This is a genomic window from Bradyrhizobium sp. AZCC 2262 (assembly GCF_036924535.1).
GTDB lineage: Bacteria > Pseudomonadota > Alphaproteobacteria > Rhizobiales > Xanthobacteraceae > Bradyrhizobium.
Genome location: NZ_JAZHRT010000001.1, coordinates 5,527,999 through 5,545,256 on the forward strand (window position 1 = coordinate 5,527,999; position 17,258 = coordinate 5,545,256).

Here is a 17,258-nt window from a genome sequence, read left to right on the forward strand (position 1 = left end):
AGGCTAGATGTTCGACGACCCCTTCGTTTTCTTCGCGCTCGTGATTGCGATCGTCGCCCTGATCTTCGCGCGGAAGGCCATGAACCAGGTGGCGGAGCTGCGCCAGCGCCTGGAGGCGATCGAAGCGACGCCGGCGGCAGCCGCTGCGGCCGTGCCTCCACCGCTCCCGCCGCTCACGAGGTTCGAGCATGCCCAGCCTCCGGTGTCGCCAGGTGTCACCTCTGCGCCACCGCCCATCGTTCCCGACGCAGAATCCGTCGCGCCCGCTGCGCCATCCGAGGCATCAGAGCAGGCCGCAGGCGGCGCGGCGGCACCGCCACCGCCATTGCCACAGCCCGATCGTGGCTTCGAGGAAACGATCGGCACCCGCTGGGTGGTGTGGATCGGCGGGCTGACGCTGGCGCTCGGCGGGTTCTTCATGGTTCGCTATTCGATCGAGGCCGGCCTGCTCGGCCCCGGCGTCCGCACGATGCTGGGCGGCGTGCTCGCGCTGGCCCTGCTGCTGGCCGGCGAATGGACCCGCCGCAAGGAAAGCATCTCCGCCATAGAAGCAACGCCGATCGCCAATATCCCGGCCATTCTGACCGCCGCCGGAACGGCAGTCGCGTTTGCCACGGTGTATGCGGCCTATGCGCTGTACGGCTTCCTGGTGCCCGCCACCGCCTTCATCCTGCTCGGACTGGTGGCGCTGGGCACGCTGGCCGCGGCGCTGCTGCACGGGCCGGCGCTCGCCGGTCTCGGCGTCGTCGGCGCCTTTGTCACGCCGGTCCTGGTCTCATCAGGCAAGCCGGACTTCTGGGCGCTCTACGTCTATCTCGCGATCGTCACCGCCGCCGCTTTCGGCCTGGCGCGAGTCAGGCTGTGGCGCTGGCTCGCGGTCACCACGATCGCGTTCGTGCTGTTGTGGACCTTCCCCTGCCTGCAATGCGGTCCGTCGATGATCGGCCCGCATGCGTTCCACGTGCTCGCCGGATTCATTCTCGCCGCGTTGCTGGTGGTGTGCGGCTTCGTGTTCGGGCCGCCCGCGGACGAAGGCCAGGTCGAGCCGATCTCGTCGGGTTCGCTCGCGGCCTATCTGCTCGGCGCGACCTTGATCGTGCTGAACGGTTTTCATGCCGACACCGCGATGATCGTGTTCGGCCTGCTGGTGGCCGGCAGTCTCCTGGTCGCCTGGCGCAGCGATGCCGCCGCCGGCGCGGTCGGGGCTGCGGCTGCGTTGGTGTTTGTCGTATTCGCCGAATGGGCCGTTCGCGCCAATTCAGAAATGCTGGTGCTGCCCGGCGGCCCGCTGCCGGGTATCGGACCTAACGCCACGGACGGGTCGGTGTCGCTGCATCTGATTTCGGCCGCGATCTTCGCCGCAGGTTTTGGTGTGGCGGGCTTCCTGGCGCAGGGCCGCTCCGTCGGACCCATCATACCGGTGATCTGGTCGGCCGCGGCGGTCTTCACGCCGCTGGCGCTGCTGGTCGCACTCTACGCCCGCATCGCCCATCTCGATCGTTCGATCCCGTTCGCGATTCTCGCGGTCGCGCTGGCCGCGGCCTATGCCGCCGCGACCGAGATCCTCGCCAAGCGCGAGGACCGGCCGGGACTGCAGGCCTCGATCGCGCTGTTTGCGACCGGCTCGCTCGCAGCACTGGCGCTGGCGCTGACCTTCGCGCTGGAAAAAGGCTGGCTCACGATTGCGTTGGCGTTGATGTCGGCAGGTACCGCCTGGATTTCGACGCAGCGGCCGATTCCGTTCTTGCGCGCGCTGGCCGCGTTCCTGGCTGCGATCGTGGTGCTGCGGATCGCTGACGATCCGCGCATTGTCGGCCAGGCCGTCGGCACGACGCCGATCTTCAACTCGCTATTGTGGGGCTACGGCATTCCGGCGGCATCGTTCTGGGCCGGCAGCATCTTGCTGCGCCGTGGCGGCGATGATGCGCCGCTGCGAACCGTGGAGGCGGCAGCCATCCTGTTCACGGTGCTGCTGGCGTTCATGGAAATCCGTCACGCCGTCAACAATGGGGACGTTTATCGCGGAGGCGCCGACCTCACCGAAGTTGCGCTGCAGATCTGCGTCGCACTCGCAATGGCGATCGGGCTGGAGCGGTTGCGCATCCGCACTCGCAGCGTCATTCACAATGCGGGCGCTATCCTGCTCACGGCGTTTGCCGGACTGGCGGCGCTGTTCGGGCTGATGGGGCTGGAAAACCCGGTTCTCTGGTCGATCGATGTCGGAGGCACCATTATCAACCTGTTGCTGCTCGGCTACGCCCTGCCCGCGGTGCTCGCGCTGCTGTTGTCCTATGCGGTGGCGGGCCGCCGTCCCGTCGCCTACGCCAACACGATCGCGGCAGGCGCGCTCATTCTCGCGCTCGCTTACGTGACCTTTGAAATTCGCAGAATCTATCACGGCCCAATCATGGCCCACGGCCCGACCACCGGCGCCGAGCAATACACCTACTCGATCGCGTATCTGGCGTTCGGTGTCGTGCTGCTCGGGATCGGCATTCTCTTCAACTCGCAGCGCGCGCGGCTGGTGTCAGCGATCGTCATCGCACTGACGATCCTGAAAGCCTTCCTGATCGACATGTCGACGCTCACGGGTGTCTACCGCGCGCTGTCCTTCATGTGCCTCGGCCTGGTGCTGGTGGCGATCGGCTGGCTGTACCAGCGGATCCTGTTCCGCAGGCAGGCCGCGGCGCAGGTCGCGGCGCCTGAACCAGGCTAAGCCGGTGCGGTTTGCGATTTCTCTGGCGTCGCGTACATAGGGCAGATGGCAAGACCGCGCAGTTTCGATCCCGACGAGGCGCTGGACCTCGCGCGCGATGTGTTCTGGCAAAAAGGATTCCAGGGCACATCGCTCGACGACATCACCGCGGCCACCGGGCTCGCCAAGCCGAGCCTCTATGCCGCCTTCGGCGACAAGAACGCGTTATTCCTCAAGGTTCTGGAGCGCTATCATGCGCGCATCGTCGCCCATGCCGAACGCATCATCAACGACGGCCCGTCGGCCCGCGACGCGGTCCACCGCTGGCTGACCGGCTTTGTCCCGCTCTGTTCGGGCGTCAAAGGCAAGCGCGGATGCCTTTCGATCAATACATCGGCCGACGGCGCGGCCGAGCAAAAGGAAGTCCGCAAGCGGATCGAAAGCTTCAACCGGAAGCTGGAGGAACTGCTGCAAGACCGGCTGCGCGCCGATCGCGCGCAATTCGCCGACGGCTTCGATCCGGACGCCACCGCGCATACGATCATGGCGATCTATACCGGGCTGATGGTGCTGGCCAAAGATGCGCCCGATGCGACGCGCGTTCGTGCCACGCTTGATCAGGCCTTGAAACTGCTTGCTTGACAGCACATCTCCATTATGTACTTTGTAGTACAGAACATGGAGAATGGTCATGAAAGCGATCCAGATCGAGGCGTTCGGCAATCCGGCCGAGGTGATGAAGTTGGTCGACGTTCCCGATGTCGGAGCGCCTGGTGAGGGTGAGGTGGTGATCGCGCTGGAAGCCTCACCCATTAACATGAGCGATCTCCTGATGATCTCCGGTCGGTACGGGTACCGGCCGAAGCTTCCCAGCATCGTGGGAGCGGAAGGCGTCGGCCGTGTCGTCGCGGTCGGTGACGGTGTCACGCATCTGAAGGAAGGCGACCGGACGCTCGTACCCTATCCGTCCGCTGCATGGGCGGAACGGATCAAGGCGGACGGGAGCCGGCTGCGGCCGCTTGCCGGCGGCGACATCCATCAACTTGCGATGCTTGGCATCAATCCCGCGACGGCCTATCTGCTGCTGACCGAATACGTCGCGCTGCCATCAGGTGCCTGGGTCATCCACAACAGCGCCAACTCAGGCGTCGGTCGGGCGCTGATCGCGATCGCGAAATCGCTTGGCCTGAAGACCGTCAATGTGGTCCGGCGCGAGGATGTAGTCGCCGAGATCAAGGCGATCGGCGGCGACGTCGTGCTGGTCGATGGACCGGATCTCGCCAAGCGGGTTGCAACTGAAACTGGCGGCGCACCCATTGCGCTCGCCGTCGATGGCGTTGCCGATACCTCGACGATGAACCTGCTGGGTTGTCTGGCGGCAAAAGGTGTTCTGGTGTTCTACAGTGCGATGAGTGGCAAACCGTTCGTCGGCCCCGCGCAACCCCTGATATTCCGCGACGTATCGATCCGCGGATTCTGGCTGGCCAATTGGTTCGACGCCGCCACATCAGACAAGATCACCGCGATGTACGATCGCTTGACGCCGCTCGTCACATCGGGCGCGATTAGCTCACCGGTTGCCGGCACGTTCAGCTTCGGGCAAATCGCCGAAGCCGTGGCCGTGGCCTCAAAAAATCGCGGCAAGGTGCTTTTCACGCCCGGTTGAGTCGGGCGGCCGCGAGCGATCAGGCTACCCTGACCGAGTTGAGGAATTTGCTGACCTCGAGCTTGAGCCGGTTGCTTTCGCTCGACAGCGATTTCGCCGCCGAATGGACCTGAGCCGAGGCCGATCCGGTCTCGGTCGCGCCGTGCTGCACGTCCGTGATGTTGGAGGAGACCTGCTGCGTGCCAGTTGCGGCATGCTGGATATTCCGTGAGATCTCCTGCGTTGCCGCGCCCTGCTCTTCCACAGCGGCGGCAATGGTCGACGAAATCTCCGACATGCGGCCGATGGTGTCGCCGATCTCCTTGATCGCCGCTACCGAATCCTGGGTCGCGGCCTGGATGCCCGATATCTGCTGACTGATCTCGCCGGTCGCCTTTGCCGTCTGTTCGGCAAGCGCCTTCACCTCGGATGCTACCACTGCAAAGCCGCGGCCAGCCTCGCCGGCGCGTGCGGCCTCGATCGTGGCGTTCAAGGCTAGCAAATTGGTCTGGCCGGCAATGGTATTGATCAGCTCGACCACATCGCCGATGCGGCTTGCCGCCTTCGACAGCTCACTGACGCGGCTATTGGTCTTCTGCGCCTGGTCCACAGCTTCACTGGCAACGCGCGACGATTCTTGAACCTGACGGCTGATTTCGTTGACGGATGAGGTCAGCTCCTCGCTGGCTGAGGATACCGACTGCACATTGGTGGAGGCCTCTTCGGAAGCGGCGGCGACGGTACTCGCCAGACTCTGAGATCGTTCAGCCGCCTTCGTCAGCGTATTGGCAGAGGCTTCAAGTTCGGTCGAAGCGGAAGACACTGTCTCGACGATCTCGCCGACCGCACCTTCGAACGCATTGGCAAGCTCGCGCATGTCCGCCTTGCGCTGTTCCGCCTGCCGCGCTTCGGCGTCGCGCTGCGCTGCGCGCAACCGCTCGGCTTCAACCATATTGTTCTTGAACACTTCGACTGCGCCGGCCATTTCGCCGATCTCGTCGCGCCGGCCGAGGCCCGGGATCGCCATCCTGACATCGCCGCCGGCGAGCCGTGTCATGGCGGATACCATCGAGGCCAATGCCTTGGAGATCGATTGGCCGATCAAAAGCGACAGGCCGCATACGACGACCACGGACAGCGCGAACGCAATCAGCATCCATGTTCTCACAGCATCGCGCGTCGACGCCTCGGCCGCTTCGGCCTCCTTGTAGCGCCGTTCGACGCCCTGACCAATCTCGACCATCAAGGGTTCGAAGCCCCGAAACGTCTTCATCATGCCGTCGTCGTAGGCCGCGGTTTGCTGGGCCGTCTCGGCCCACGCCGCGAACTCTTTCTGGTACGTCGCCAATTTCGCGGTTATCTCGGCCATGACCGGCGAAGCAATCGCCACCGCGGAAAGCGCTTTTGAGAATTCAGCGGCGGATTTCTTGATCTCCGCGACATATTTCTGGTCGCGGCGCAGCATGAAGTCTTTTTCGTTCCGGCGCATCATCAGCATCCAGCTGGTCAGACGCGGATCGTCGATCTCCTTAAGCTTGCTCTCGATATCATGGACCGCGCCGCGCAACGCACCGGACAGGCCCAACGTTTCGTTGAGGCCCAGCTTGATCTCCGCGCCTACCAAACTTGCGAAATCGGCGGCGTATTTCCTGAAGCCGTCATGCGCGAGCCTGACTTTCTCCGTCAACGCGCCGAGGTCGGCGGCCCGGGTCAGGTCTTCCAGTCGGCCGAAATCGCGATCGATCTTGACCACGAGCTCGGCGTGCGATTTTGCGTAGCTCTCATTACGGCGCTGCTGAAAATTCTTTTCGTTGCGCCGGGCCTCGAGCATTTCGATCGAAAGCTGCTTGCTGAGGTCGGAGATCTCCCGCGCGCTTTTCGCAACCGTACGCGAAGCGTCCTGCGACCAGCTTCCAGCCTGATAGATCGCACCGAATGCGAGGAGCCCGATCAGTCCGACAATGCCGATTGCCATGACCTTGTGGGTGAGACGAACGGAAAAGCCACTCATAAGGGTTTCCTGATGTCTTAAGTATCGGTGCGATCCGGGCTAACGCAACACGCCCATGCCTTGGGTCTGCGCCGTTGCGACCGTGGAAATGCCTAACTAGCAAGCACAATCAATACAGTCTGATGTTCGTGATTAGTCTTAACGCGAAGTCCGTAGGATTACTGAGAACTCGTAAAACCTTCGCTAAATCTGCACTTATGGCGCAAATGCACACATGGATGCGGGCCCAGGAATGCTAAAGCGGCGCAGGGATGAGAGAAATCCCTGGCGCGGATTGCGACAGGGTGATGCTCAAATGGGCGGAGCAAGCGGCGGCTGGCCAGTTCAAGGGCCGTTGGAGTCTTGTCCTGCCGGGAGATTCCGGCAAAACGCGAAATGCGAACAAGGGCCTCTAGGCGGCGCGTACCGACTCGAGGAATTTGGCGACCTCGACCTTGAGACGGTTGCTGTCGCCCGACAGCAACCGCGCCGCGGAGAGAACGTGTGACGAGGCAGTCTCCGTCTCGGTCGCGCCGCGCACGTCGGTGATGTTGGCGGAGACCATCTGCGTTCCCTGCGCCGCCTGCTGCACGTTGCGGGAGATTTCCTGCGTCGCCGCGCCCTGCTCTTCCACGGCGGCCGCGATCGCGGAGGAAATTTCGGAGAGCTTTCCGATGGTGCCCGAGATTTCCTGGATGGCGCCGACCGAATCCTGGGTCGCAGCCTGGATACCGGTGATCTGCTGCCCGATCTCGCCGGTGGCCTTGGCGGTCTGTTCCGCCAGCGCCTTCACTTCGGACGCAACGACCGCGAAGCCACGGCCGGCTTCACCTGCGCGTGCCGCCTCGATGGTGGCGTTGAGCGCAAGCAGGTTGGTCTGGCCCGCGATGTTGTTGATGAGTTCGATCACGTCGCCGATGCGGGCGGCGGCTTTCGACAATTCGCCGACCCGATCGTTGGTCCTCGAGGCCTGATCCACGGCGTCGCCGGCCATCCGCGCCGATTCCTGAACCTGCCGGCTGATCTCGTTGACCGAGGATGCCATTTCCTCCGTCGCAGATGCGACCGACTGCACGTTGGTGGAAGCCTCTTCCGAGGCTGCCGAGACGGTGGTGGCGAGTTCCTGCGCGCGCTCCGCTGTCGCGGTCAGCGTGCCTGCGGAAGCTTCGAGTTCGGTAGAGGCCGACGACACGGTTTCGACGATCTCGCCGATCATGGCTTCGAAGTCCCGCGTGATGCTGTCGACACGGCGGCCACGCTCGATCTTGGCTTCGGCATCGTGAGCGGCGGCTTGATCGGCAGCCTTCTTGGCAATCAGCGCATCCTTGAACACCTGCAAGGCGTCCGCCATGACGCCGATTTCGGTCTTCTCTCCGCGGCGCCTCACTTCGGCGGACAGGTCCCCGCTTCCCAGCGCCTGCATCGGCTTCACGATGGATGCAATTCCGCTCGACAGGTCGCGGACCAGATACATTCCGACGCCGACATCGCAGATGATGACGGCGGCGACAACGCCCAGGACGATCCAGAATGCGAAATTGTAACCTTCCGCAGCCTGCTGGGTCGCGGTATCGGCGCCCGCGTTGTTGAGATTGATGTCCTTCTCAAGAAACGCATCGGATTCGGCAGCGATCACTGCAACCTTCTTGGAGATCGCCTCGCTGGCCTCATGGGGAATTCGGCCGATGCTCTGGCGCGACAGTTCGATGACGTCCTGGACGCCGGTCATGTACTTGTCCCAGGCGCGCGCCCAGTTCTCGTAGATCGAGCGCTCTTCGGGAGAGGTAATCATCGGCTCGTAAGCCTTGCGATCCTTCGCGATCCTTTCGAGGATGCCGGCCAGTCGCTTGTCGTTGGCGGCCTTCGCCTCCAGCGTTTCCGCCATGACATGGGCCCGGAGCGCAATGCGGAACAGATTGATGTCCGCGCGCAGTTCACCGAGCACCCGGACGCTCGGAAGCCAGCTCGATGCGATTTCCACCGTATGGGCATTGATCGCCTGCATACTGCGGATCGCCAGCAGGCCCAATCCGGACATCGCGATCAGCATGAATGCAATTACGGCGATGACCTTGGCGCGGATGGAAAGTGCGGGCATGGCTGGCTCTCTCAAGCGTTGGAGACAGGCGCCGCTGAATCATGAGGAACCGCCATCAAGCCTTCGATACGCCGGGAATATTCGGCAATCGTACGCTTCAGGTTCCAAGCGATGGTTAACTTGGAGTCCGTAAAATTACGTGGTGCGGGGGCGTATGCCGGATTGAGCGCTAACCAACGGATTCGGCGACAAGACGAATCCGGAAAACCGGCTTCTTGGCCTCGTCCAGAAGCTCCATCTGCCATTCCGCGTTCTGTTTCAGGCCACGCGAAAGACTGCCGAGCAGGTTGCCGCAGACCTTGGTCATCTCGGTCCAGGCGGCCTCGCGGCTTTCGAATTCGGACCCCTGATCGGACGCGCCTGCGTAGCGGCCGTGACTGATCCGGAAAAAATACAGCGGCATGATTGATCTCATGTGTTGGGCCGCCTCCCGGCCTTCGTCGCCGGTCACCAAGTTGGAATATGATTCGCTACCAGGACATGAATGCGCCAGCCCGTATGACTACGGCTTCGCGCCTCGCCGACGGGCGGCATGGCCGCCGGTTCACCGGCCGGTCACCGGCACTCTGACCGGCTGCACGCCCATTCAATCCAAAAGTGGGTTGTTGCGGTCCCGGACGCGGTTTTCCGCGATCAATCGGTCGAGCGGCGCAGCTCCGGGGCGCTTTCGGCCTTGGCCGGTTCGGACCTGACCTGCTCCACCTTCGGCTCGGATTTCACCGGCTCAAGCTTGGTGTTCTCCACCGCCGGCGTCTCGACCCGCCCCGTTACTTCGGCCCGTGCGTCGCGCGAAGGCTCCTCCCGGCGATGCAGCGAACGCGGCCGGGCCACGGAGCGCGCCATCAGCATCTGCGAGGCGCCCTGATGGCGGAAATCGCAATAGGCGAAGCCCATGCCCGAGACCGAGCCACGGAACGAGCGATCGTCGCGCTTGTCGAGATTGAAGCAGGGCTCGAACGGAAGACCCTTGATGGAAGCGCAAACGGCCTGGCCACGAATCTGCAGCGTATTGCCGGGCAGGCGCACATGGCGGATCGGGCCAGAGCCGCTGAATTGGACCGAACCGGCCGCGCCGAGATCGTCCATGATACGACCAGCGCCGCGGGTGCCGTCAAAGCAGGTGAAGGCGAACACCTTGCCGTTCACAAACCTGCGCGCCTCGTCGGCATTCATCATCCCGGCCAGCGCAGGAACGATCATCGCACCGGCCGTGACGGCCCCCAAAACCAAACGCGCAAGCATGCTGCTACTCCAACTTAACAATAGCGCGGGCGCCCGCCTTTACCCCGTGCTTACCATACCAACCGTGGCAACATTGGAGCAGGTTGGTTGGTAAAGTCTGAACGCCGTTAGAGAATTTTTACCACGATTCGACCGCGGACCTGGCCAGCGAGGATTTGCGCACCGGTTCTGACCACCTGGTCAAGGTTAATTTCCTGAGTAATTTCAGACAGTTTACCCTTATCCAAATCGCTTGCAAGTCGGTTCCAGGCAAGCTTGCGCTGGGGCAACGGGCACATCACGGAATCGATGCCCAGAAGGCACACCCCCCGCAAAATAAACGGCGCGACCGAGGACGGTAAATCCATGCCGGCCGCGAGGCCGCATGCCGCGATAGCCCCGCCATATTTCGTCATCGACAGCAGGTTGGCGAGTGTGGTCGAGCCGACGCTGTCGACGCCACCCGCCCAGCGCTCCTTTGCCAGCGGCTTGGCGGGCCCTGCGAGCTCGGCACGGTCAATCACCTCGGCGGCGCCGAGTCCCTTGAGGTAGTCGGCCTCCGACATGCGTCCGGTGGATGCGATGACGTGATAGCCGAGCTTGGAGAGCACGGCGGTGGCGACTGAACCGACGCCGCCGGCGGCGCCGGTCACCACGACAGGGCCACTCGCAGGCGTCAGGCCTTGCTTCTCCAGCGCCAGCACCGACAGCATCGCGGTGTAGCCGGCGGTGCCGATCGCCATCGCTTCGCGGGTCGAGATGTTTTCCGGCAGCCGCACCAGCCAGTCGCCCTTGACGCGCGCCTTTTCGGCATAGGCACCGAGATGGGTTTCCCCCATGCCCCAGCCGTTGCAGACGACCTTGTCGCCCGCCTTCCACGCCGGATGCGAGGATTGTTCGACGGTGCCGGCGAAATCGATGCCGGCAATCATCGGGAAGCGCCGCACCACAGGCGCCTTGCCGGTGACGGCCAGGCCATCCTTGTAGTTCAGCGTCGACCACTCGACCGCAACCGTGACGTCGCCTTCCATCAGCTCGGCTTCGTCGAACTGCGTCAATGCGACGGTGGTGCCCTTCTCCGCCTTGTCGATCCTGACGGCCTTGAACGTTCCCATGGCGAACTCCCCGGACTTTTCTCTGTCCGGAGTGTTTACCGCATCAGGCAGGTTGCGCAACCGGGCGCGCGACCGGCTGCTCGACGATCGGCAGGTTGATCAGCGCCGACAGCACGCCGAAGAAGATCGAGAGCCACCAGATCGGCGTGTAGGAGCCGAACTGCTCGAACACCACGCCGCCGAGCCAGACCCCGAGGAAGCCGCCGACCTGATGGCTGACGAAGGCAAAGCCGTACAGCGTGGCAAACCAGCGGGTGCCGAACATCAGCGCCACCAGCGCCGAGGTCGGCGGCACCGTGGAGAGCCAGGTCAGGCCGGTAGCGGCGCCGAACACGATCGCCGAGAAGGTGGTGATCGGAAACGAGATGAACGCCATGATCGACAGCGCGCGGGCAAGGTAGATGATCGAGAGGATATAACGCTTGGGATATTTGTTCTGCAGCCAGCCGACGCTGAGCGAGCCAATGATGTTGAACAGCCCGATGGCCGCAACAACCCAGCCGCCGGTCTGCGCGGAGACGCCGCGATCGGCGAGATAGGCCGGCAGATGCACGGTGATGAAGGCAAGCTGGAAGCCGCAGGTGAAGAAGCCGAGCACCAGCAATACATAGGAGCGATGGCCGAACGCCTCCGCCAGCGCGGTCTTGAACGTTTGCTGGTCGGCGGCTGGAACGTCAGACGCTGACGTGGTCGAAGGCGGCGTCGCGATCGCAAGCGACAGCGGCACGATCAAGAGCATCAGCAAGGCAAACACCGTCAGCGCCGCCTGCCAGCCGAAATTGTCGATCATCGCCACGCCGAATGGGGCGAACAGGAACTGCCCGAACGAGCCGGCCGCGGTACCGGCGCCGAGCGCAAGACCACGTTTCTCCACCGGCAGCAGCTTGCTGAACGCCGACAGCACCAGATTGAACGAACAGCCCGAAAGACCGAAGCCGATCAGGACGCCGGCGCCGAGATCGAGCGATAGCGGCGTCGTGGAATAGCGCATCAGCAGCAGGCCGCCCGCGTAGAGCAACGCACCGACAATCATCACACGCAGGATGCCGAACCGGTCCGCAATGGCGCCTGCGATCGGCTGGCCCAGTCCCCACAACAGATTCTGCAGCGCCAGCGCGAGGCCGAACACGTCGCGGCCCCAGGCGAACTCGCGGCCCATCGGCTGGACGAAAAAGCCGAGGCTTGAGCGCGGCCCAAAACTCAACAGCGCGATCGCGCATCCGCAGATGATGATCACCAGCGGTGTGCGCCACGTGCCAAGGCCGGATGATGGACGAAGGTCGCCGGTCGTTGTTGACATATGTCTCCCCGCCTGTATGCCGCCCGGAACTACCGGACGAAACATTACGCGCAGTTAATGCATTTGCATGAAAATCCCAAGGGGTCGCCGGAGAAAAATTTTCCGCTGCAAGGCAGCCCTGCAAAATTAGCGAGGGCAATGAGAGCAATTTGTTGGGCTAGCGCCGGCACCCGGATGTCGTCCCCGCGAACGCGGGGACCCATACGCCGCGGTCGCGCAATTTGAGGAGGTGCCCGTCGTTCGATTTCGTTTCGAGATCCACCGCCGGTGGTTATGGGTCCCTGCGTTCGCAGGGACGACGGATAGCGCTATCGCTTCGCGCTCGCCTGCTCGGCCGAGCTTTGCGCGGCTTCGGCGAGCCTGGCGGAGATCGCCGCGGTTTCGGCCGGGCTTCCCCAGCTCGGCGCGTCGCTGCCGTTACCCCAGGCGCGCGGCCGGTAGAAGGTGTGCACGCCGGTCTTGTACATCTTCTTCATTTCATTGACCCAGGACGGGCGCACCCAATAGGCATGGTAGTGCGTCGACTTGTCGACTTCCGGCAACCAGAGCTGGCCGTCGAGCATCGCTTTCGCAATCTTGCGCGCGCGCTCCCACATGTCGGGTTCGCGAATGACGTCCTTGTTGTTGTCGCAGGCGAAGGTGAACTGGCAGGCCAGATGGCGGTGCTTGTTCTGGTAAACCACGCCGCACACGGTTTCCGGATATTTGCCGGAGAAGGCGCGATTCAGCACGACCTGCGCCACCGCGATCTGGCCCCGCACCGCCTCGCCGCGGGCTTCGAAATAGACCGCCTCGGCAAGACACTTTTCCGACTTGGCGCGCGACTTTTCGTCGAACAGGCCGAGACGTTCGGCGGGCGTCTTGGCGTGCTGGTTGTCGGAATTGACCTCGCCCTTCGGCGCAACGCTCTCGCCCATCTCGCCGGCCCGCACCGGACCATCGGCATCGACCGGCAGCGAGGCCATCACCTTCATGTCGGGATCGGGAATAGCGCCCGGCATCACGATGACGGGCTCTTCTCCGGGCCGCCAGCGCTCGATGCTCTCCGGTGAGCCGAGCGACGAACCAAAGAACAGGCTCGCGGTCTTGAAGGAGAAACCATCGCGCGGTGACGCAGGAGCGCGCGTGGCCTCGCGCGTTTCCGGAACAATCTTGAGATCGTCCTGAGGTCTGGTTTCGAGCGACAGCGACATGTCGTATTGCGCCAGCGGCGGCGCGCTCAGCGCGGCCTGCAGTTCCGGATCGAGCGGCGCGCGCTCGACGGACGGCGCCGTCTCGGCGGTCTTGGCGCCCTTGACCGACGAATTCGATGTCGCGGGATCCTCGGTCGCCGGCGCACGCTCAGTGGGGGCTGGGGTTTCCGCAGGCAGCGTTACGACGAGGCGGTCGCCCTTCAGCGTGCGATCGACCTTGGGGAAATCGGCGGCGTGATAACGCGGCGGCGGCGCGACGAGCGGATTGCGCGTCACTGAACCCGTGATGTCGATGCCTTGATTGTCGAGGCTGGCCAGCCGGTAGGTCGCGGTCTGCGGCGAGGAGGTTCCGATCGGACTGCCGAAAGAGAACGTAGCGACCTGGATGGTGCCGGCGGAGGAGAACACCCGCTTCTGCCAGCGCTCGGCGACGCCGGGCTGGCGTGCCAGCAGCGAAGCAATATCCTGATATCCGATCTCGGTCGGCATCAATGCGAAGACGCAGAGACCGAGGCCGAAGGACGCGAACCGCGCGCCCTTCGGCTGGCTACGCAACACAAACATTGTACGCTCACGCAACGCTTACACGATCGAACGTCAGTACATCCGTGCAATTCGACCTTTTTTGTTGGTATCGAATTTAGGTTGCCGGGGAGTTAACCGGCGTGGCCTGCGTGCTACACGCAAGACATCGTGCGATTTTTGCGGAACGCATGAGAAGTATTGGTAAACGGCTACGCGATGAAAGTGGTAAATATCCCGTCAACGAAAATGATGAAGAAATTGTGCGTCGTGTGAACACGGGAACCGGTTATTGCGCGGAGTGAGTGACGTTTGGCGGGTGAATGTCGTCAGATGCTTGCGCACGAACCATCCACGTCATTGCGAGCGCAGCGAAGCAATCCATCGCAGGGCATAGCGGATAGATGGATTGCTTCGCTGCGCTCGCAATGACGGCTCTCGCGCCTGCGCAAAACGCGAAATGCCCGGGACTGGCCCGGGCATGCCGTCGTATCCGCTGATAGTCAGCGCTTAAACTACGCCTGGCTCGCAACCGTCTTGCCGAGCGCGGCTTGCGCGGCGGCAAGGCGGGCGATCGGCACGCGATAGGGCGAGCACGACACGTAGTCGAGCCCGATCTCGTGGCAGAACGCCACCGATGCAGGATCGCCGCCATGCTCGCCGCAAATGCCGACCTTCAGATTCGGCCGGACCTTGCGGCCGCGGGTGACGCCGATCTTCACCAGCTCGCCAACGCCGTCGCGATCGACCGAGATGAACGGATCGATTTCCAGGATTCCCTTGCTCACGTAGGTGCCGAGGAAGCTCGCAGCGTCGTCGCGGCTGATGCCGTAGGTGGTCTGGGTCAGGTCGTTGGTGCCGAACGAGAAGAACTCCGCGGTCTGCGCCACGTCGCCGGCCATCAGGCACGCGCGCGGCAACTCGATCATGGTGCCGACCTGATAGGCGAGTTTCTTGCCGGTCTCCTTCATCACCGACTGCGCGGTGGCGTCGATGCGCGCTTTGACCAGGTCGAACTCGGCCTTGGTCGCGATCAGCGGCACCATCACCTCGAGGCCGACGGCCTTGCCGGTGCGCTTTTCGGCTTCGACCGCCGCTTCGAAGATCGCGCGCGCCTGCATCTCGGCGATTTCAGGATAGGCAATGGCGAGGCGGCAGCCGCGGAAGCCGAGCATCGGGTTGAACTCGGCAAGATCGCGGGCGCGATCGGCGAGCCGGCGCGGATCGGTGTTCATCGCGCGCGCGACTTCCTCGATCTCGGCCTGGGTGTGCGGCAAAAACTCGTGCAGCGGCGGATCGAGCAGGCGGATCGTGACCGGCAGGCCCTTCATGATCTCGAACAGTTCGACGAAATCGGCGCGCTGCATCGGCAGCAACTTCGACAACGCGGCACGGCGCGACTGCTCGTCCTCGGAAAGGATCATCTCGCGCACGGTGCGGATGCGGGTTTCCTCGAAGAACATGTGCTCGGTGCGGCACAGCCCGATGCCCTCACCGCCGAATTTTATCGCGGTGCGTGCATCTTCCGGCGTGTCGGCGTTGACGCGAACGCCCAGCTTGCGAACCTGATCGGCCCAGCCCATCAGCGTGCCGAATTCGCCCGACAGTTTCGGCTCGATCATCGGCATCCGGCCGGCCAGCACCTGGCCAAGCGAACCGTCGATGGTGATGACGTCGCCGGTCTTGAAGGTGCGCGAGCCGATGCTCATCGTGCCGCGGCCGTAGTCGACGCGGATGGCGCCGCAGCCGGAGACGCAAGGCTTGCCCATGCCGCGCGCGACCACGGCGGCGTGCGAGGTCATGCCGCCACGGGTAGTCAAAATGCCTTCGGCGGCGTGCATGCCGTGAATGTCTTCCGGGCTGGTCTCGATCCGCACCAGAATGACGTTGCGGCCGTCGGCCTGAAGTTTTGCGGCTTCGTCGGACGAGAACACGATCTCGCCCGATGCGGCGCCGGGCGAGGCCGGCAGGCCGGTCGCGATCACGTCGCGCTTGGCGGCGGGATCGATGGTCGGATGCAGCAATTGATCCAGCGACGCCGGATCGATCCGCATCACCGCGTCCTTTTTCGAGATCAGGCCTTCATTAGCGAGTTCGACCGCGATGCGCAGCGCAGCTTTCGCCGTGCGCTTGCCGCCGCGGGTCTGCAGCATCCACAGCTTGCCCTGCTCGACCGTGAACTCCATGTCCTGCATGTCGCGGTAGTGTTTTTCGAGCAGCGTGTAGAACCGCGTCAGTTCCTTGAACGCCTCCGGCATCGCGCTTTCCATCGACGCCTTGTCGGAGCCGGATTCCTGACGCGCTTCCTCGGTGATGTCCTGCGGCGTGCGGATGCCCGCCACCACGTCCTCACCCTGCGCGTTGATCAGGAACTCGCCGTAGAGCTTGCTCTCGCCGGTCGAGGGATTGCGCGTGAACGCAACACCGGTCGCGGACGTCTCGCCCATGTTCCCGAACACCATGGCCTGCACGTTGACCGCGGTGCCCCAGGATTCCGGAATGTCGTGCAGGCGGCGGTAGGTCACCGCGCGCGCGTTCATCCAGGATGAGAACACCGCGCCGATCGCGCCCCTCAATTGCTCGTGCGGGTCCTGCGGGAAATCCTTGCCGGTCTCGCGCGCCACGGCTTCCTTGTACTTGCCGACCAGTTCGACCCAGTCGTCGCCGGTGAGGTCGGTGTCGAGCGTGTAGCCTTGGCCGTCCTTGAAGGTGTCGAGGATGTCCTCGAAGTGATGATGCTCGAAGCCGAGCACCACGTCCGAATACATCGTGATGAAGCGGCGATAGCTGTCATAGGCGAAGCGGCGATCTCCGGAGAGCTCCGCGAGCGCTTCGACCGTCTTGTCGTTGAGGCCGAGATTGAGCACGGTGTCCATCATGCCCGGCATCGAGGCGCGGCCGCCGGAGCGGACCGACACCAGCAGCGGATTCTTCGAATCGCCGAATGCCTTGCCGGTCAGCTTGCCAACGTGATCGAGCGCCTTCTCGACCTGCGCCTTCAGTGCGGCGGGGTAGGATTTGTCGTGCGCGTAGAAATAGGTGCAGACCGAGGTCGGAATGGTGAAGCCGGGAGGCACCGGCAGGCCGAGATTGGCCATTTCGGCGAGGTTGGCGCCCTTGCCGCCAAGCAGGTCGCGCAGGCCCGCTTTGCCCTCTGCCTTGCCGTCCCCGAAGGTATAGACCCACTTGCCGGATTTTACCGCCTCAGCGGCCGGCTTGCGGACCACAGCCTTCTTGGCCGCTGCCTTGGCGACCGGCTTGGCCGGGGTCTTCTTCAGCGCCTTGCGGGCGGAAGGGGCCGCGGCGGCGGCCTTGGGTTGGGCCGATGGCTTTGATTTCGCTACAGATTTCACTGCAGCCTTCTTGGACTTCGCGACGGCTTTGGCCATGGATTCCAACTATCTGAAAAGATGAGAAGATTGCGCGCCTTACACCATTTTGAGGGGTTCCGCGCAAGCCGCGAAACCCTGCTTTCCTGC

Annotated in this window: 11 protein-coding genes; 3 read left to right on the plus strand and 8 right to left on the minus strand. The window is 63.5% G+C overall.

Translation table 11 applies throughout. From position 1 onward, the window contains the following. Window positions 1–7 precede the first annotated feature (7 nt). From V1283_RS25965 to V1283_RS25975, 3 genes are read left to right on the plus strand one after another with little or no spacing between them, the layout of a single operon-like run. Complete coding sequence (locus V1283_RS25965) at window positions 8–2,716, plus strand: DUF2339 domain-containing protein (protein WP_334389377.1); 2,709 nt, start codon at window positions 8–10, stop codon at window positions 2,714–2,716. A 45-nt stretch (window positions 2,717–2,761) separates the two neighbouring features. Beyond that, the gene (locus V1283_RS25970; RefSeq protein ID WP_334389379.1) at window positions 2,762–3,337 is read left to right on the plus strand and encodes a TetR/AcrR family transcriptional regulator; all 576 of its coding nucleotides are present in this window, start codon (window positions 2,762–2,764) and stop codon (window positions 3,335–3,337) included. A 49-nt stretch (window positions 3,338–3,386) separates the two neighbouring features. After that, window positions 3,387–4,361 carry a zinc-dependent alcohol dehydrogenase family protein gene (locus tag V1283_RS25975; RefSeq protein ID WP_334389380.1) on the plus strand — a complete coding sequence of 325 codons (975 nt, stop codon included), beginning with the start codon at window positions 3,387–3,389 and terminating at the stop codon, window positions 4,359–4,361. A gap of 19 nt (window positions 4,362–4,380) precedes the next feature. Here the strand turns inward: V1283_RS25975 and V1283_RS25980 are convergent, their stop codons facing one another. The 8 genes from V1283_RS25980 to ppdK all read right to left on the minus strand — a co-directional run bounded on the left by V1283_RS25980 (window position 4,381) and on the right by ppdK (window position 17,168). Then, a complete protein-coding gene (locus tag V1283_RS25980; protein WP_334389381.1) occupies window positions 4,381–6,351 on the minus strand; it encodes a methyl-accepting chemotaxis protein in 1,971 nt (656 codons plus the stop codon). A 391-nt stretch (window positions 6,352–6,742) separates the two neighbouring features. After that, on the minus strand, window positions 6,743–8,428 hold the full coding sequence (locus tag V1283_RS25985; RefSeq protein WP_334389382.1) for a methyl-accepting chemotaxis protein: 1,686 nt from the start codon (window positions 8,426–8,428) through the stop codon (window positions 6,743–6,745). A 169-nt stretch (window positions 8,429–8,597) separates the two neighbouring features. After that, entirely contained in the window at window positions 8,598–8,831 is a 234-nt protein-coding gene (locus tag V1283_RS25990) for a DUF6894 family protein (protein ID WP_334389383.1), read from the minus strand. 230 nt (window positions 8,832–9,061) lie between these two features. Continuing rightward, a complete protein-coding gene (locus V1283_RS25995; protein ID WP_334389385.1) occupies window positions 9,062–9,670 on the minus strand; it encodes a hypothetical protein in 609 nt (202 codons plus the stop codon). A 107-nt stretch (window positions 9,671–9,777) separates the two neighbouring features. Beyond that, the gene (gene acuI / locus V1283_RS26000; protein WP_334389387.1) at window positions 9,778–10,764 is read right to left on the minus strand and encodes an acrylyl-CoA reductase (NADPH); all 987 of its coding nucleotides are present in this window, start codon (window positions 10,762–10,764) and stop codon (window positions 9,778–9,780) included. Window positions 10,765–10,807: 43 nt separating this feature from the next. Next, the gene (locus V1283_RS26005) at window positions 10,808–12,064 is read right to left on the minus strand and encodes an MFS transporter (protein WP_334389388.1); all 1,257 of its coding nucleotides are present in this window, start codon (window positions 12,062–12,064) and stop codon (window positions 10,808–10,810) included. Between the two features lie 308 nt (window positions 12,065–12,372). Continuing rightward, the gene (locus V1283_RS26010; RefSeq protein ID WP_334389389.1) at window positions 12,373–13,821 is read right to left on the minus strand and encodes a cell wall hydrolase; all 1,449 of its coding nucleotides are present in this window, start codon (window positions 13,819–13,821) and stop codon (window positions 12,373–12,375) included. A gap of 473 nt (window positions 13,822–14,294) precedes the next feature. Continuing rightward, window positions 14,295–17,168 carry a pyruvate, phosphate dikinase gene (gene ppdK, locus V1283_RS26015; protein ID WP_334389391.1) on the minus strand — a complete coding sequence of 958 codons (2,874 nt, stop codon included), beginning with the start codon at window positions 17,166–17,168 and terminating at the stop codon, window positions 14,295–14,297. Window positions 17,169–17,258: the final 90 nt, after the last annotated feature.